This window comes from Marinomonas posidonica IVIA-Po-181, from assembly GCF_000214215.1.
Classification (GTDB): Bacteria; Pseudomonadota; Gammaproteobacteria; order Pseudomonadales; family Marinomonadaceae; genus Marinomonas; species Marinomonas posidonica.
Genome location: NC_015559.1, coordinates 3,643,089 through 3,660,221, shown reverse-complemented (window position 1 = coordinate 3,660,221; position 17,133 = coordinate 3,643,089). Strand labels below are relative to the sequence as shown.

Annotated in this window: 12 protein-coding genes and 1 riboswitch; of the genes, 4 read left to right on the top strand and 8 right to left on the bottom strand. The window is 47.8% G+C overall.

Annotation, left to right across the window (positions count from 1 at the left end):
• Positions 1 to 15: 15 nt before the first annotated feature.
• The 7 genes from atzF to MAR181_RS16830 all read right to left on the bottom strand — a co-directional run bounded on the left by atzF (position 16) and on the right by MAR181_RS16830 (position 9,687).
• Positions 16 to 1,845, bottom strand: coding sequence for an allophanate hydrolase (atzF, locus tag MAR181_RS16860; RefSeq protein ID WP_013797809.1), 1,830 nt, complete (start codon positions 1,843 to 1,845; stop codon positions 16 to 18).
• Positions 1,845 to 5,471, bottom strand: a complete 3,627-nt coding sequence (gene uca / locus MAR181_RS16855; RefSeq protein ID WP_013797808.1) for an urea carboxylase — start codon at positions 5,469 to 5,471, stop codon at positions 1,845 to 1,847. The genes atzF and uca overlap by 1 nt, the downstream gene beginning before the upstream one ends.
• Positions 5,472 to 5,547: 76 nt before the next feature.
• Positions 5,548 to 6,195, bottom strand: coding sequence for an urea amidolyase associated protein UAAP2 (locus tag MAR181_RS16850; protein WP_013797807.1), 648 nt, complete (start codon positions 6,193 to 6,195; stop codon positions 5,548 to 5,550).
• A gap of 3 nt (positions 6,196 to 6,198) precedes the next feature.
• Positions 6,199 to 6,915 (bottom strand): urea amidolyase associated protein UAAP1, encoded by a 717-nt coding sequence (locus tag MAR181_RS16845; RefSeq protein WP_013797806.1) that lies wholly within the window; start codon positions 6,913 to 6,915, stop codon positions 6,199 to 6,201.
• A gap of 42 nt (positions 6,916 to 6,957) precedes the next feature.
• The gene (locus tag MAR181_RS16840; RefSeq protein WP_013797805.1) at positions 6,958 to 7,752 is read right to left on the bottom strand and encodes an ABC transporter ATP-binding protein; all 795 of its coding nucleotides are present in this window, start codon (positions 7,750 to 7,752) and stop codon (positions 6,958 to 6,960) included.
• Positions 7,749 to 8,567 carry an ABC transporter permease gene (locus MAR181_RS16835; RefSeq protein ID WP_013797804.1) on the bottom strand — a complete coding sequence of 273 codons (819 nt, stop codon included), beginning with the start codon at positions 8,565 to 8,567 and terminating at the stop codon, positions 7,749 to 7,751. The genes MAR181_RS16840 and MAR181_RS16835 overlap by 4 nt, the downstream gene beginning before the upstream one ends.
• Positions 8,568 to 8,634: 67 nt before the next feature.
• Positions 8,635 to 9,687: a putative urea ABC transporter substrate-binding protein gene (locus MAR181_RS16830; protein WP_013797803.1), complete on the bottom strand. Its 1,053-nt coding sequence runs from the start codon at positions 9,685 to 9,687 to the stop codon at positions 8,635 to 8,637.
• Between the two features lie 62 nt (positions 9,688 to 9,749).
• Positions 9,750 to 9,859: riboswitch (guanidine-I (ykkC/yxkD leader) on the bottom strand.
• 379 nt (positions 9,860 to 10,238) lie between these two features.
• Between MAR181_RS16830 and smrA the strand changes: the two genes are divergently transcribed.
• The 4 genes from smrA to MAR181_RS16810 all read left to right on the top strand — a co-directional run bounded on the left by smrA (position 10,239) and on the right by MAR181_RS16810 (position 15,819).
• Complete coding sequence (smrA, locus tag MAR181_RS16825; protein WP_013797802.1) at positions 10,239 to 10,814, top strand: DNA endonuclease SmrA; 576 nt, start codon at positions 10,239 to 10,241, stop codon at positions 10,812 to 10,814.
• 154 nt (positions 10,815 to 10,968) lie between these two features.
• Positions 10,969 to 13,890: an insulinase family protein gene (locus MAR181_RS16820; protein WP_013797801.1), complete on the top strand. Its 2,922-nt coding sequence runs from the start codon at positions 10,969 to 10,971 to the stop codon at positions 13,888 to 13,890.
• Between the two features lie 44 nt (positions 13,891 to 13,934).
• Positions 13,935 to 15,041 carry a 1-acyl-sn-glycerol-3-phosphate acyltransferase gene (locus MAR181_RS16815; RefSeq protein WP_013797800.1) on the top strand — a complete coding sequence of 369 codons (1,107 nt, stop codon included), beginning with the start codon at positions 13,935 to 13,937 and terminating at the stop codon, positions 15,039 to 15,041.
• A gap of 19 nt (positions 15,042 to 15,060) precedes the next feature.
• Positions 15,061 to 15,819: a lysophospholipid acyltransferase family protein gene (locus tag MAR181_RS16810; RefSeq protein ID WP_013797799.1), complete on the top strand. Its 759-nt coding sequence runs from the start codon at positions 15,061 to 15,063 to the stop codon at positions 15,817 to 15,819.
• Positions 15,820 to 15,891: 72 nt separating this feature from the next.
• Here MAR181_RS16810 and fabB read toward each other — a convergent pair whose 3' ends face one another.
• A complete protein-coding gene (gene fabB, locus MAR181_RS16805; RefSeq protein WP_013797798.1) occupies positions 15,892 to 17,106 on the bottom strand; it encodes a beta-ketoacyl-ACP synthase I in 1,215 nt (404 codons plus the stop codon).
• Positions 17,107 to 17,133: the final 27 nt, after the last annotated feature.

Sequence of the window (17,133 nt, the reverse complement as noted above, 5' to 3'; positions counted from 1 at the left end):
CCCTTGTTTAAGGCGTTAGCTCAAACTTGCCAAGTAGCTGCGCCAGCCGCCGAAGTGGCTGATGTCGGTGGCGTCTGCGATGGCGTAAGGTTCGCAGATGAAGCCTGACACTGAGCTGCCGTCGGCGAGTTGCACCTTGCCGATGCCAAGCGGTGCCGGAATGCCTGCGACAAAGCTGCCGAAGTGCTCACTTGGTACGGACCAGATTTCCACTTCAATGGCTTGTCCTTGTTCAGTATCTAAAATCAGTCCAGGGCGATAAGGTGGGCCGCCTGCCAAAGCGTACATGCGGTAGCTGGCGGCTGTGGTGGTTTGGGTTTTCAGTGTCGCCCCTCGCTCGGTGAGTTGCCAGTTAAGTGGCTGGCCCGTTAGGTGCGCGCCGCACACCATCACATCAATCACCTTGGGTTGACCGACTGGTGTATTGTTCGTTGGGGTAGCGGGTAAATCTAGAGCGCCTTTTTTGAGTGGGATAGCACGCTGTACTCGATTGGCAATCGACAACAACATGCGGTCACTAAAGGTTGGGCCAAATAGGGTAATGCCAAACGGCATGCCTGTTTTAGTCATAGCACCCGGCACGGCTATCGCAGCAAAATCCAGTAAGTTCATGAAGTTAGTGTAGTAACCCAGTTCGCTGTTGCGCTTAATGGGTTCTTCGAGCATGTCTGCGATGGTGAAATGGGTACCAGCGGTCGGGGTTAAAATACAGTCCACTGTGGCCAGTTGCGCGAGGCAGATTTGTTTCAGGTCATTAATGCGGTACTGAGCTTTAAACAAGGCAGTGGCAGGTGGTTTGCCACCCGGGGCGATGATTTCTCGTACGGCGGGAAAGATGGCCTCTGGGTTATCATCAATTAAAGGCTGAGTCGCAATATAACGCTCAGAAACCCAAGGGCCTTCGTAGAGAAGTTGCGCCACTTCATTAAAGGGCGCAAAGTCGATTTCTTTGAACTGGAAACCGGCGTTACTGAGTTTGGCTAAGGTGTCAGAGTAGGCTTGCTCGTAGTTTTTGTCGCCATAAAATTTTAACTGCGGAGGCGGGATAATGCCCACCGTGAGTTCCCCTTGGCGCAAACCGTAATGTCGAGTCTGATTGTCAAACGGGTTAGGGCGACTGTAGCCATCGCGCATGTCGTAACCTTCAGCGGCCGCCAAGGCGGTGTTGGCGTCGTCTGAGTTGAAAGCAAAAATGGTCATACAGTCCAAACTGCGACAAGCCGGTAGCATGCCGGTTGCAGACAACAAGCCGATGCTGGGTTTCACACCGATCAAGTTGTTAAAGCCAGCGGGAATTCGACCTGAACCTGCGGTGTCGGTACCTAGGCTAAAACTCACTAAGCCCAGTGCAACGGCGGTGGATGATCCGGCACTGGAACCGCCGCTGACGTAGTCAAAATCAAACGCATTATGACCCGGCCCATAGGGCGAGCGGGTGCCGTTGATGCCAGTGGCGAACTGGTCCAAGTTGGTTTTCCCGACAGGTATTGCCCCCGCGTCAATGAGTTGCTGTACTACTTGGGCGGTATCGGTTGGCGTGTAGGCAAACTCAGGGCAGGCGGCGGTGGTGGGGATGCCAGCTAGGTCGATGTTGTCTTTTATCGCAAAGGGAATGCCCCACAATGGATGAGTGTCTAGGTCTTTGTTTTTTAGGTCGTTCAGCCAGGTTGCTTGTTCTGCTTCACTGAGTAAATGAATCCAGATATTGTATGAATCGTATTGCACAGCACGACTGCGAATGTCATTCATCAGGGATTCAGGTGTCAGTTGGCCTGTTTTGTAGGCGTCTCTTAGGGCGTCAAAGCCCATGTCGGTAACCTTTTTAAGTGGTGCGATCATGCTCATTATTCTTCCTCCAATACGACGACGGCTTGGCCAGCGTTGACTCGGCTGCCATTGTTTAATAACACTTCAGATACCACACCATCACAGCTGGCATGGAGTGGAATTTCCATTTTCATGGACTCTAAAATCACTAACAGCTGGCCCGCTTTGACGGCTTGACCTTTTTCAACTTGGGTTTGCCAGACGCTACCGGATACTGGGCTGTCGATCACAATGGCGTCTTCTCCCCAAGTGACTTCGCTGGTGGTGCTGGTGACTTCTTCCTGATCAAAGTGGAATTGACCGTTGGCGTGCCAGCGAGCCAGTTCCGCTTCAAAGGCTTGATTACGAGAATGCTTAAATTGCTCGATGTCTTCTTGGTGGTTGGCAATAAAAGCTTGGTACTCGGATAAGGAGAAGTGACTTTCTTCGATGCGAATGGGGTAGTTGTCATGGGGGAAGTCAGCGCGAATCTGTTGTAACTCATCATGGCTGACTTCGTAGAAACGAATCTGATCGAAGAAGCGTAATAACCAAGGTTGGCTAAAGGCGCTGGTTTGACGATAGCGATTCCACATTTGTAAGGTTCGTCCCACAAATTGATAACCCCCTGGGCCTTCCATGCCGTATACGCAAAGGTAAGAGCCGCCAATGCCAACGGAGTTTTCTGCGGTCCAGGTTCTGGCTGGATTGTACTTGGTGGTTACCAATCGATGACGAGGGTCTATGGGCGTCGCCACGGGTGCCCCAAGGTAGACATCGCCTAATCCCATCACCAAATAGCTGGCGTTAAACACAATCTCTTTGACTTGGTTTATGCTGTCTAAGCCATTGATGCGACGAATGAACTCAAGGTTGCTTGGGCACCAAGGCGCATTGGATCGGACCGATTGAGCGTACTTGTCGATGGCTTCCTGACAGGCTCGATCATCCCATGAAAGAGGAAGGTAAACCGTTCGGGAAGGGACGGTCAGCTCCGTCAATTTTTCCGCCAAGGCTCGCTCTGCGGTTTCTAACAAGGCGAGCAGTTCAGTATACGAGGTTTGCTGGCTGTCGTAGTGGATTTGCAGAGAGCGAATGCCCGGAGTCAGTTCTTTCATGCCAGCAAATGGGTGTTGTTCTAACCATTGCATCAATGCGTGAGCTCGAAAGCGCAAACGAATGTCGAGCATCTGTTCACCGTATTCCACCAATAAAAAATGGTCTCCGGCGGCCCGATACACAATGTCGTCGCCAAACTCTTCGGCGGATAAGGTTTTGAGAATGGGGGATCCAATGCCACAGCTGGTGACGTCTAGCTTCGGTACTGTCAGGCTGTCTAGGCTTGCGATCTGTTCTGCTTCCAGTGCCACGGCCTCTTCGAGTGTCACAGGGATAAAGCGTACTTTATCACCCGCTCGGAGTTGCCCTAATTTCCATAAATCTGCGGTGATCACAGTGGCAGGGCAGACAAAACCGCCCAAAGAAGGCCCGTCTGGCCCTAAAATAACCGGCATATCACCGGTAAAATCAATGCTGCCAAAAGCATAGGCATTGTCGTGTATGTTGGATGGGTGTAGGCCTGCTTCGCCGCCATTTTCACGAGCCCATTTGGGTTTGGGGCCGATCAATCTAACCCCTGTGCGGCTGGAGTTATAATGGATTTCCCAGTCAGTATTGAAGAAGATTTCTATGTCTTCTTCGGTAAAGAAGTCTGGACTCCCATGTGGGCCATAAATCACACGTAACGCATGTTGGTGAGTGAGAGTGGGTATTAAAGCCTCTGGAAGTTGAGGGTTGGATGGGCTTGGGTGTTGATATTGGCTGGTGAGCACATCGCCTGTTTGCAGTGCGCGTCCGTTATGGCCACCAAATTGACCCAGTGTGAAGGTAGATTTTGAACCTAGGTAATCTGGGCAATCAAAGCCGCCAGCTACCGCTAAATAGCAGCGAGCGCCCGCGTCACGAATACGACCTAAGCTTAGGGTTTGACCTGCTTGTACCTTGATCGGTTGGTGTAATGCCACTGTGTCACCATCCAGTTTGGCGTCGATTTGCGCGCCAGCCAAGGCAATTTCCGTGGCAAAGCTAAATTGCAGGTTAGGGCCTTGTAGGGTGATTTCCATGGTGGCGGATGCTATGTCATTGCCTAACAGGCGGTTAGCCAAACGACTGTGAAAACTATCAAATGGGCCTGACGGCGGTACGCCCACATTCCAATGGTGTTGGCGGCCTGGAAAGTCTTGCAAGGTAGTCAGTGTGCCACCACTTAATACATCAATGCGTTTGGGTTGATAGACAAAGTCGTTTAAATAACGAGTACTGACTTGGCCTTGTATTAAGGCATCATCTCGCAGTAAGTGTTGCAGATAATCTAAGTTGGTTTGTGTGCCATATAGGGTACATTGTGACAAGGTGTCTTGTAACAAAGCAAGGGTGCTGTCCCGGTCTTGATGATGCACAATAACCTTGGCCAGCATAGGGTCAAAGTAGGGGGATACTTGAATGCCGGTTTCGATCCAGTGATCAATCCTTACCTTGGTATTGGACTCCATTTCTGCTTGTTCTGGATCGGCAATAGGGAAGTCGACATAGCTTAATAACCCAGGGCTGGGTTGGAAGTCTTTGTAAGGGTCTTCAGCATAAAGGCGTACTTGAATCGCGTGACCTTTTGGTGTCAGTGAGGTTCGCAAGGTGGATAAATCCATCGGCTCTTGTGACGCTAAACGAACCATCCACTCGACGAGATCAATGCCATACACTTCCTCTGTTACACCATGCTCTACTTGTAAGCGAGTATTCACTTCAAGGAAGTAGAATTGTTCGGTATCCATGTCATAAATGAATTCCACTGTGCCAGCATTGCGATATTTTACCGAGGCCAGTAAGGATTCAGCCGTTTGATGAAGCTGTTCGCGTACGGCGTGACTAAGGTTGGGAGCTGGGCATTCTTCTACCACTTTTTGGTTACGACGCTGGCTGGAACAATCTCGTTCGCCCAATGCCAAGGCTTGTCCTTGTCCATCGGCAAACACTTGTACTTCAATGTGTCGAGCGCGAGCGATGAATTTTTCTAAGAACACACCGCCATCAGCAAAGTTACTCGCACCAAGGCGTTTCACCGAATCAAAGTGAGTACTCAGTTCGGTCTCGTTATGACATAGCTGCATGCCAATACCGCCACCACCTGCAGTGCTTTTGAGCATCACTGGGTAGCCGATTTTCTGGGCCGTGGCACAGGCACTTGCTAGATCGATCAGTAAATCTGAGCCTGGCAATAAGGGAACGTGAGCTTGTTGGGCGAGTTCTCTGGCGCGGTGCTTTAAGCCAAAGGCCAGCATGTGCTCGTCTGTTGGACCAATAAAGGCCACGCCGTTGTTTTCACAGCGCCGCACAAAGTCGGCATTTTCACTTAAAAACCCATAACCTGGGTGGATGGCTTGCGCCCCACTTTGATGAACGATAGTGAGGATTTTATCAAGGTCCAGATAGGTCTGGTTGGCTGGGCCGTCGCCTAAGGAGTACGCCTCATCCGCTAATTTTACATGACGACTCTTGGCATCGGATTCAGCGTAAACCGCGATGGTTTTAATCTGCATACGCTTGAGAGTACGAATAATGCGTACGGCAATCGCTCCACGATTTGCAATTAAGACAGTGTGAAACATGTTTCAACCTTTTCCGGGTCGTCCCGGTTTAATCAATACGTCAGTGGTCGTCCACTGAGTGGATAGAAAAATGGCCTTAGTGATGTGTATCCCAAACCAATACTTCGATCGGCGTTGGGTTGTAGCCGTTACATGGGTTGTTCAGTTGAGGGCAATTCGAAATCAGCACAATCAAATCCATGTGGGCTTTCATTTCGACGTATTTGCCCGGCGCGGAAATACCATCTTCAAAGGTCAGGCCACCGGCACTGGTGACGGGGACATTCATAAAGAAATTGATGTTGTGGCTGATGTCGCGTTTGTCTAGGTCAAATTCGGGGTGTTCGGCAATCGCCAGCATCCAGCTGTCACGACAGGCATGCATGCAGCGTTTTTCTAGATCGTAGCGCACGGTATTACTTTCCGTGGCACAAGCGCCACCTAAGGTGTCGTGACGGCCGCAGGTATCGGCAACAATCTCTAGCATGACTTGGTTTTCATTGGAGCGCAGCTGCGAGCCAGCGGTCAGGTAAACATTGCCTTGTTCACGAATGGTATCGGTGGCGCTGTAGCGTTCAGCGGGATGGTGCGCGTTATAGAATAGGGTGTCTGCGGCCTGATTTCCTTCTAAATCTACGAAGCGAAAAGTAGCCCCAGCTGGGATATAACGAATGAAATAGTCCCCAGAATCGACGGTGTATTTTTGGTTGGCGTTGTGAGCGTCAAATTGACTTTCTTTGATCATGATTTAGGCCTCCAGTCCGAAGTGATATAGGCTGTTGTTTGCAAAACCTCGTTGATTTTCTGGTCGTGAATTTTTACAAAGGTCGTCATCGGCGACTGGTAAGGCCTTTTCCAATCGCAATGAAATAGGTTTGCGAGGGTAGTGGTCGGCTTGGCTAAGAGGATGTGGACAGGTGTACAAGATAACGAGTGTGTCCATTTCAAAGCGAAGGGTCAGGTGGTCACCTGCTTTGCTGTGCTGTTCAATCAGTGTCATTGAGCCTTCGTCGTCGGTTTCGACTTTACTGAACAGGTTTAGGTTGGCGGTGATGTCTGCCTGAGTTAAACCGTATTTGGCCATTTCCACCAACATGGCATCGTGGCCATTTTGTTGCCAGTTATTGCGGTCTTGTTGGTAATCCCGCTTGCCCCATTGGCTTTCAATATGAGAGGCGTGACTATTACCACAAACGCTTTCATGCCAACCAAGAGAGTCTTCAATAATGGACGCGAAAATGCGCCCCATGTCTGAGTAAAGACAATGGCCTTTGGTCAATTTGAAGGTGTGTTGTGCTTTTAAGGTGTCGGGGGCGTTATAACGTTCCAGTAGATTTTCTGGGTTATAAAAGACCATGCCCACGTTTGCTCCGCCTTCAACATCGGTCAGGGTGAGCTGGGTGCCACGGCGCATGCGGAAAGACCAATGGCTAGCGGGTGGAATCACGGTTTGATATTGCTTCATGCTTGTCTCCTTTTCATTTAATGCGTCAGGTGTTGGGACGCATTAAGCCTTTTCTGAGGTCTGTTGTTGGTGAGTGAGCTGTTGATGTAAGTCGTCATAGGTTCTAGTGTCCGATTCGCCGACTGGTAAGTCATAGGTTATGGACGCACCATAAGCATTTGGCGCCTGTGGATCGTGGCGAATTTTGTCGAAGACCCACAGACGTGTGCCGAGATGAAAGCCTTCTTTTAGATCATGGGTCACCATGAAAATGGTCAGGTTGTGCGCTTTCCAAAGGTCTAAAATCAATGTGTGCATATCGCCTCGAATACCGGGGTCGAGGGCACCAAATGGTTCGTCTAATAACAGGATACGAGGTTTGCAAATAATGGCTTGGGCAATGGCGAGTCGTTGTTTCATACCGCCAGACAGTTCATGAGGGTAGCGTTTTAATGCATGACTCAATCCGACTTGAGTGAGCATCTCGGTGGCTTCTTGTTGGGCAAGACGCCTTTCCTTACCAAACAAATACCCTGTTAATGAGGCTTTCTGAAAACCTTTCGCGGCAATGACATTTTCCAATACGGTCATGTGTGGGAAGACGGAATATTGCTGAAAGACAATGCCACGGTCTGGTCCAGGTTCGTTTGGTATGGTGTCGCCATTGAGTAGCAGTTCGCCTGAGCTGGCTTGCTCAATGCCCAGAATCATTTTGAGGAAGGTACTTTTGCCACAGCCGGAAGCGCCCACTAGTGTGACAAATTCGCCTTCGTGTACTTGTGTGTTTACGCCTTCGAGAATGATGTCCTGACCATATTGCTTACCCAGTTGACGTGCTTCAATTAGGGGCTGATTCATGACTTACCCTCCTGATTCCATGGGTAGAGGCGAGCGTTGAGCGCACTTAACAAGTAATCGATGAGGAACGCCAATAAGGTGATCCAAGCCACGTAAGGCAAGATAATGTCCATGGACATATAGCGTCTGACTAAGAAGATGCGATACCCCAAGCCGTCAGTGGAGGAAATGGCTTCCGCGGCGATCAGAAATAACCACCCCGTGCCGAGAGACAATCGAACCGCATCGATCAATTTCGGCATCACTTGAGGGAGCAGCACTCGAATGAATATTTGCAAGGTGCTGGCTCCGAGGGTTTGTGCCTTTACCAGTTGTTCTGAGGGGATTTCCTGAGTACGGCGCTGAATGTCACGGGCGATAAAGGGTGCCACGCCAATGGCAATGAGGGTAATTTTAGAGGCTTCTCCTAAGCCAATGATGATGAACAAAATCGGTAAAATCGCCAGTGGTGGGATAAGTGAAATCACGGTTAACAGTGGTGCGAAGGTGGCGTAAATTACCGGTAAGGCACCGGTCAGCAAGCCAACTAACAAGCCGAAAATAGCGGCGATGCCAACGCCAGCTAATAAGCGTAATAAGCTGCTTAGGGTATCTTGCCAAAACACCAGTTCACCGGTGCGGCGGCTGGGTTCAAAGGCGAGACGATAGATGGCGTCGCCCATTTGCCCAAATGAGGGTAATAGTTTGTCACTTGGATTGATCGATAAACGGGCATCGGAGCCCATCATATAGACAATCAAAAGCACAACAAAAGGCAGTAAACCGAGTAAAATCTGGTTGACTGGAGAGGGAGAGTAATTCACGAGTTTCTTCATAATCACGCCTTACTGAAGTGTTTCGATAGCGTGCTTTGTCGATTGACAAAGCACGCTGAAAAAGCGCTTACAGTTTTCCGTCCGCTGCCATTTTCATGTAGGTATTATCGAAACGAAGCTTAATGTTGTCAGGGTTTCCATAGGTGCCTGCTGGCATCTCAATCCCCACAACATCCGCACTTGGCGCGCCATCACCTAATAGGCCGTGTTCGAAGGAAAATTCCGCCACATGTTTCATGGTTTCAACGAGCTGAGGGCTATTAACCAGTTCTAAAGCCGCTTCTGGCGTGTAATACATGTGCGTTTTAGCCAATTGTGCGTCATAACCGGCTAGGTCTGTTTCGGCGGCTTCTGCCATAAGCGTGCGAACGTCTTTCGCACTGTCACTGTTCCCTGACATTTTGGACATGATTTCAAACCAAGCACCGGTTAATGCTTTGCCTAAGGCTGGATTGTCATTCAGTGTCTTAGTATTGACTATGAGGCCATCAATGATCTCACCTGGAATTTGTGATGAGTTAAACACGTCATAGGTGTTTGGCATGGAGAGAATTTCACTCACCAAAGGGTTCCATGTAACGGTTGCAGAGACATCGCCGGTACCAAACACAGAGACCAGATCCGCATCTGACGTATTAACCACTTGGACGTCGCGTTCACTTAATCCTATGGTGTCTAATCCGCGAGCGAGTAAGTAGTGAGAAACACTATATTCGACGAGATTGACGCTTTGACCTTTGATATCTGCTAGATCGTCCTCTCCGAACAGGATGATGGCGTCATTGCCGTTTGAGTAGTCACCGGCAATTAACACCGTACTGTCTACGCCACCGACGGCTGGAATGGTTAATGCATCCATTTGCGCCATGGTACAAGCATCGAATTGGCCAGCGGTATACTGGTTCATGGATTCGACATAGTCATTGATCTGCACGATATCGATGTTGATGTCGTACTTTTCAGCCCATTTATCGACAATGCCGGATTGTTCAGCGTAAGCCCAAGGCATCCAACCGGCGTAGATTGACCAGCAGACTTTAAAGTCTTCTTTGGCAAAAGTCTGAGAAGAAGCGAGTAGAGCAAACAGTAGAGCGGGTACTTTATTCTTTGGGAAGTTCATAGGGAGTTACCTTTTCAGTTTGTTAGTTACACATGGAGTACCCTTGGCAAAATCGCCATGTGGTCTCCCGGGCTTTTATCCCGCCGTGTAACCTTGAAACATCAAGGTCGAAAGCTCTCGGACCAGTCATATCAAGGTAAGTTTTGATATCGGAACCCTAGCTCTCTATTGAATAAATTGTCATGTTCGACTTTCCAAGGGTACGAACACCTATTGATCAAGCACTAATCATGCCAAGTGAAAATACGCCATTTAGTGTCTTTTCGAGCAATTTGGGTTTTCTATTGGTGCAATTTTGTTCACTTGGTCTTTTTTTAGTGCGAATCAACGAGTGTTTCGGGTGAGTATCAAAATTAGTTGTCGAATGTATATCCTGTTATAATGATTCCCATATGAAAGTGTGTCTTGTAACTTGCCGAGAGGGGCAAGTGAAACAGTGACTTTCACTGAGGTGAAAGCAGGGATAAACGGAATGTGTTGGCTCCTATGGGAGCCTTTTGTTTATTTGGCTGTCTGATAAGACATTATGGTGAGTTTTGAGGTGAGTCGTTATGGCTGAGGATGAAGAGTTTTCTTTATTTGCCGAGGAAGTGAAAGGCATTCGTCCGCTGAAAAAGACCGAAGTGTATTTGGGTAAGAAGCAAGGCGAGACCGATTTTCAGGCCCGTCAAAAAGCGGCATTAGAAGGCAAATTTGAAGACAAAAACTACTTATCGAAGGATTATGTTGAGCGGGTAGACCCAAATGATATGCTGGAATTTAAGCGTTCTGGTGTGCAGGATGGGGTATTCAAGCGTTTACGTCAGGGTAAATATGGTGTGGAATCTCGTTTGGATTTACACCGTCGGACGGTTGAAGAAGCTCGACGAGAGGTGTTTCAGTTTACTCAAGATTGTATGAATCACGATATTCGAGTGGGCATCATAGTGCACGGCAAAGGTGATCGTACGCCAGAAAACCAAGCTACATTAAAGAGTTACATCAATAAGTGGTTGCGTGATATCGATGAGGTGATGGCTTTCCACAGTGCCCAACGTTATCACGGTGGTTTAGGGGCGGTTTATGTGCTGTTTAAAAAGAGTGAGAAAGCCCGTTTAGAAAACTGGGAGCGGCATCAAAAACGTTAAATTTTGGCATTCTCTACAGAATGCTTGAGTGTTATTTGGTGCAGTAAATGTGGGGATTTTGCTATAATTCCGTCACTTTAATTGGCTGCTGGTTAAGTTAGCCATAAGAACCATTTTATTGAGTCATCGTATTCTAATTCTATCGAGGTAGAGAATGACAGATCGCATCGCGCACCATCCTGCGTTTAAATTTATTCGCAGTGAGTTTATTGACGCTCTGAACGCCAGTGTTCAGGAGTTCGAGCATATCGTCACCGGCGCAAAGCATTTTCACATCGCATCGGATAATGATGAAAACGTTTTCTTGGTCGGGCTAAAAACCGTCCCTACCGATTCTTGTGGTGTGGCGCATATTTTGGAACACACAGTATTGTGTGGTTCTGAGCGTTTCCCCGTGCGCGATCCTTTCTTTATGATGATTCGTCGTTCATTAAATACCTTCATGAATGCGTTTACCTCGTCTGATTGGACGGCGTATCCCTTTGCCAGTAAGAACAAGAAAGATTTTCATAACTTATTGGATGTGTATTTGGACGCAGTGTTCTTTTCTCGTCTGGATGAGTTGGACTTCTCTCAAGAAGGTCACCGTTTAGAATTTGCTGAGCCTGATAACGCCGAGTCTGATCTGACGTTTAAAGGCGTGGTGTTTAATGAAATGAAAGGGGCGATGAGTTCAACCACCTCTGTTTTGTGGCAAACTCTGACAAAATATCTGTTCCCGAGTAATACTTACCACTTTAACTCTGGTGGCGAACCGACGGATATTCCTGATCTGTCTTACGATGATTTGTTGGCCTTCTACCGTACCCATTACCATCCTTCCAATGCGGTTTTTATGACCTTTGGTGATATTCCTGCTGATACATTGCAAGAAGAATTTGAGAATAAGGTATTGAGTCGTTTTGAGCGTCTTGATACGCAAGTCAGTGTGCCGAATGCAAAACGTTATTTCTCACCCGTTCGCGTGGAAGAAGGTTATGCCGCTGACGAAGTGAAAGAAGACGGTAGTCATGTGGTTGTCGGCTGGTTATTGGGCGAAAGTACGGATTTAACTCAGCAGTTTGAAGCGCAATTATTGTCCAGTGTGTTGTTGGATAACAGTGCTTCGCCATTGCGTCGAGTGTTGGAAAACTCTGATCTTGGACGCGCGCCCTCGCCTCTGTGTGGACTGGAAGACAGTAATAAAGAAATGAGCTTCATGTGTGGCCTGGAAGGGGTTAAGCGAGAAGACTCTAGTAAGGTCGAAGCGTTAATCTTTTCCAGTTTAGAAGAGATTGCAGAACATGGCGTTCAACAGGATATGGTTGACGCCATGTTGCATCAGTTGGAGCTAAGCCAACGTGAAATTGGTGGTGGCAGTTACCCTTATGGCTTGCAACTGATCTTGGCTGGGTTGTCGACAGCTGTGCATTCTGGTGATGTGATTGCTCAGCTGGATTTGGATCCGGTTATTGAAGCCATGCGTGAACGAGTGCAAGCGCAGGATTATATTCCGAATTTGATTAAAAGCTTATTGTTGTCGAATGCCCATCGTGTCACCTTGACGTTAAGCCCAGACGATGCCTTAGAAGCCCGTCGTAATCAGGCCGAGAAAGATCGTTTATGTCATATTAAAGCGTCTTTGTCTGAAGCCGAAGCGCAGCAAATTATCGCGCGTAGTGAAGCGCTTAAAGAGCGCCAAGCTCAAGTGGATGATATGAGTATCTTGCCGAAAGTCGGCTTAGAAGATGTGCCAGCACGTTTACCTGAATACGATCGAGAGCAGGTAGCGGGACGTTTGCCTATTACCTTTTATCCTCAAGGGACAAATGGTCTGGTATATCAGCAATTGGTTGTTGAACTGCCCGAGCTGGACGAGGAAGAAACCAGTTATTTGCCGTTGTTCTCTTCGGTGATGACCGAGCTTGGAGTTGGTCATCAAGATTATCTTGCGATACAAGAAAAGCAGGCACAAGTTTGTGGTGGTCTTGGTGCGTCGAACTCGATTAGAGCGACGATCAATGATCGACAAGAGGTAAAAGGCTATTTCATTCTTTCCTCTAAAGCCTTGGTTCCGAATGTCAACGCCATGAGCGAGTTGTTACGTGACACCATGTTAAATGTGCGTTTCGATGAAGAAAACCGTGTCAAAGAGTTAGTGGCACAGCGCCGAGCACGCCGCGAACAGTCGGTGACAGGGCAAGGTCACTCTTTGGCGATGGCGGCAGCGGCTAGTGCTATCTCTGGTTTAGCCGCTCAGCAAGAAGCATGGGGTGGTATGTCGGGTATTCGTTCGGCCATCGCTTTAGACGATGCGATGAAAGAAGACAGCGTGGCGGTGCAACAGGTTTTGGCTGTTTTTAAGCGTATACACAGCAAGTTGTTGCAAGCCAAGAAACAGATGTTGTTGGTCGCCGAAGCGCAACATGAGGCGAGCATCATGACGCAAGTGAATGAGGTGTTTGCGGACTTGCCAGCTGGAGACACGGATACGCACTTTGCTTTGCCTGCCCAACAAGGTCAATTGAAATTGGCTTGGTTGACCTCAACGCAAGTCAGCTTCTGTAGTAAGGCCTACCAAACGGCCTTTGGTGATCATCCTGATGTCGCGGCGTTGACCGTATTGGGTGGTTTCTTGAGAAATGGCTTTTTGCATCGTGCGATACGAGAGCAGGGTGGTGCTTATGGCGGTGGCGCTACCTTTGACGGCGGCACTGGCTCATTTCGTTTCTACTCTTACCGTGATCCAAGATTGACAGAAACATTGGCCGACTTTGATGCTTCTATAGAGTGGTTGCTAAATGACGCTCATAGCGATGAAGCATTAGAGGAAGCTATTTTAGGTGTGATTGGTTCTATGGATAAACCAAGTTCACCTGCTGGTGAAGCGCAAAGTGATTTCTATGTTCAGTTACATGGCCGTAGTCTTGCTTACCGAGAAGCGTTTCGAGCAAAAGTCTTGTCTGTGACGATTGAGCAACTGCAACAGGTCGCCAAGACATACCTCACGAAAGAGAATGAAAACATTGCTGTGGTTTCCTCTGTCACCAAGCGTGACGAGTTGGAATCGCTCGGTTTTGACATTCAATCTTTGTAAATATAATACGAAAAACAGCTTAGTTTTTACTAACGGAAAAATAAATGGATCAGTTTCACGACATACGCCCTTACAACGACGATGAAGTCGCCGAGGTGCTGCAAAATCTGGTTACGACACCAGACTTTATTAATACGATTATTGGTTTTCGCTTTGCTAAATGGCCGAAATGGATGCATGGTCCGTTGGCGTTGGTGGTCAAATTGGCGTTGAAGCGTCAGGTTGCCAATATCTCAAATGTACACGAGTTCCAAATGCGCGTAGCCGATTACATGGCGCGCATGATTAAAACCACGACCACGAATGTGGAATATCGTGGCATTGAAAAACTGGAAAAAGGGGTTGGGTATTTGTTTCTGTCAAATCACAGAGACATTGCCATGGACCCTGCGTTTGTGAATTACGGTTTGTATTTGGCGGGATTAGACACAGTTCGAATTGCCATTGGTGATAACCTGTTACGTCGTCCTTTCGTGTCAGATCTGATGCGTCTGAACAAAAGCTTTATTGTGAAGCGTTCGGCTAATGGTATTCGAGAAATGATGGCGGCTTTTGGTCAGTTGTCGGCTTACATCACTGAATCTTTGACTAAAGATCAGTCCAATATTTGGATTGCGCAAAAAGAAGGCCGTGCAAAAGACGGCTTGGATCAAACGGATCCGGCCATCATTAAAATGTTCTTCATGAGTCAGAAGAAAGAGAAAAAGTCTTTTGCTGAGGCGATGGCTAATTTAAAAGTCGTACCGGTTTCCATCTCTTACGAGTACGACCCTTGTGCGTTTGATAAAGCTAATGAATTGCATCAAAAGTCTTCCACTGGCAGTTACGAAAAAGCCGAATTTGAAGACATGGATAGCATTAAAAATGGCATTGTCGGGCAAAAAGGTAAGGTGGTTGTAACCTTTGGTGATGTGATTAAAGATGGCTTTGAAACGCCAGAAGAGTTTGTTGAGGAAGTGGATCGCCAAATTATTTCGAATTACGCCATTCAATCGACGAACGAAGCGGCGTTAGCCATGCAGCTTGGGCAAGCATCGACGGATACTGCGTTCTCACGTTATCTTGAAGAATGCCCGCAAGACTTGCGTGATACTGTCTTGGCTATGTACGCCAACCCGTTGAAGCAGCAGCAAAAATATTTAGCAAAATAAAACAAGGAGTAAGGTTTTAATGAGTCTTTGGGAGTCACTTCGATCGTGGATTGGATCCGCTATATTCTTTGTTTACTACGTATTGTCGACTGTGCTTTTTGGTGCTCTAGCGCCTTTGGCGACCTTATTGTTACCAAAAGCGTTTCGTCAGCCGGTACTCAACCTTCATAACAAAGGTCTATTGTTCGTCTTTCGAGTGTTTTGTGGTGTAAAAATTGAGTTTGTTGGTTTGGAAAACATTGATCGACAGCGCGCGTTTGTGCTGGTGGCAAACCACCAAAGTGAATGGGAAACTTACTTGTTACAGGTGTTGATGGCACCTGTGTCAACGGTACTCAAAAAAGAGTTATTGTCTGTACCTTTCTTTGGTTGGGGGCTGCGTATGGTGCAGCCGATCGCCATTGATCGTTCACAACGTACTAATGCTTTAAAGCAAATTATCAGTCAGGGTAAAGAGCGTATTGAAGATGGCCGTTCGGTATTGATTTTTCCGGAAGGAACGCGCATTGCGCCGAACCAAGAGCAAGCGTTTAATAAAGGCGCTGCGATGTTGGCGACCTCGGCTAAAGCGCCAATTCTGCCGGTGGTGCACAATGCTGGCTATACATGGCCTGGTAAACGTTGGCGTAAATTTTCGGGGAGCATTCGTGTGGTCGTGGGGCCAGTGATTGAGTCAGAAGGTAAGAAAACCTCAGAGTTACATGATGAAATGGACGTTTGGATGCGTGCTGAAATGGCAAAATTGCCGAAAGGAAACGAATACGTCTATAACGACTAAAGTGATTGTTGGTATGACGTGAAGACAATAAAAAAGCCGCATTAGCGGCTTTTTTATTGAGCGTTTGGCTGATTAGCCTTGGTATTTTTTGAATACCAAGCTGGCGTTAGTGCCGCCGAAGCCGAAGCTATTAGACATGATGGTGTTTAGATCCGCATTGTCTTTGCGAGTCGTGACAACAGGAATGTTACCTGCTGCTTCATCCAACTCGTCTACGTTCGCAGACGCTGTGATGAACTTGTTTTCCATCATAAGTAGGCAGTAAATCGCCTCGTGTACGCCGGCCGCACCTAGTGAGTGACCAGATAGCGACTTAGTCGAACTGATTAACGGAATGTCGTTACCGAATGTTTCGTTAACCGCTTGCAGTTCTTTCATATCACCTGCAGGTGTGCTGGTACCGTGAGTATTGATGTAGTCGATTTTGTCTTCTACTGTACTCATGGCCATTTGCATACAACGTACCGCACCTTCACCAGAAGGCGCTACCATGTCGTAGCCATCAGACGTTGCACCATAACCGACTAGTTCAGCGTAGATTTTTGCTCCACGAGCTTTCGCATGTTCCAGTTCTTCGATGACCAACATGCCGCCGCCGCCAGCGATAACGAAACCGTCACGGTTTGCATCGTAGGCACGAGATGCTTTTTCTGGTGTGTCATTGTACTTAGAAGACAAGGCACCCATCGCATCAAACATACAAGTTTGCGTCCAGCTTTCTTCTTCACCACCACCGGCAAACACGATATCTTGTTTACCAAGTTGAATAAGCTCCATTGCGTTACCAATACAGTGCGCACTGGTAGAACAAGCGGAAGTGATAGAATAGTTAACACCTTTGATTTTGAATGGTGTCGCCAAACAAGCAGATACAGTACTACCCATAGTTTGAGTAACACGGTAAGGACCAACACGTTTTACGCCTTTGGCACGCAATGTGTCAGCGGCATCTACTAGGTTTTGTGCTGACGCACCACCTGAACCGGCGACCAAACCAGTACGGATGTTGGAAACTTGATCTTCTGTTAAGCCAGAATCTGTGATGGCTTGTTGCATGGAAACGTAAGCATACGTTGCTGCGTCCCCCATGAAACGACGAACTTTACGATCAATACTGTCTGCATCTAAATCAATGCGACCACAAACATGGCTACGGAAGCCATTTTCTTTGTAATCTTCAGCGAAGCGAATACCAGACTGGCCCTCGCGTAAAGAGTTTAAAACGCTCTCTTTGTCATTACCAAGGCAGCTGACAATGCCAAGACCTGTTACTACTACACGACGCATAAATGTGCCTCTTTCATTCTTAATCTT

Bases quoted from the DNA above. Each gene is read 5' to 3' on its own strand.
- MAR181_RS16830 (WP_013797803.1), bottom strand. From the start codon at position 9,687: ATGAACTTCCCAAAGAATAAAGTACCCGCTCTACTGTTTGCTCTACTC.
- MAR181_RS16840 (WP_013797805.1), bottom strand. From the start codon at position 7,752: ATGAATCAGCCCCTAATTGAAGCACGTCAACTGGGTAAGCAATATGGT.
- MAR181_RS16815 (WP_013797800.1), top strand. From the start codon at position 13,935: ATGGATCAGTTTCACGACATACGCCCTTACAACGACGATGAAGTCGCC.
- MAR181_RS16850 (WP_013797807.1), bottom strand. From the start codon at position 6,195: ATGATCAAAGAAAGTCAATTTGACGCTCACAACGCCAACCAAAAATAC.
- smrA (WP_013797802.1), top strand. From the start codon at position 10,239: ATGGCTGAGGATGAAGAGTTTTCTTTATTTGCCGAGGAAGTGAAAGGC.
- atzF (WP_013797809.1), bottom strand. From the start codon at position 1,845: ATGAGCATGATCGCACCACTTAAAAAGGTTACCGACATGGGCTTTGAC.
- MAR181_RS16845 (WP_013797806.1), bottom strand. From the start codon at position 6,915: ATGAAGCAATATCAAACCGTGATTCCACCCGCTAGCCATTGGTCTTTC.
- fabB (WP_013797798.1), bottom strand. From the start codon at position 17,106: ATGCGTCGTGTAGTAGTAACAGGTCTTGGCATTGTCAGCTGCCTTGGT.
- uca (WP_013797808.1), bottom strand. From the start codon at position 5,471: ATGTTTCACACTGTCTTAATTGCAAATCGTGGAGCGATTGCCGTACGC.
- MAR181_RS16820 (WP_013797801.1), top strand. From the start codon at position 10,969: ATGACAGATCGCATCGCGCACCATCCTGCGTTTAAATTTATTCGCAGT.
- MAR181_RS16810 (WP_013797799.1), top strand. From the start codon at position 15,061: ATGAGTCTTTGGGAGTCACTTCGATCGTGGATTGGATCCGCTATATTC.
- MAR181_RS16835 (WP_013797804.1), bottom strand. From the start codon at position 8,567: ATGAAGAAACTCGTGAATTACTCTCCCTCTCCAGTCAACCAGATTTTA.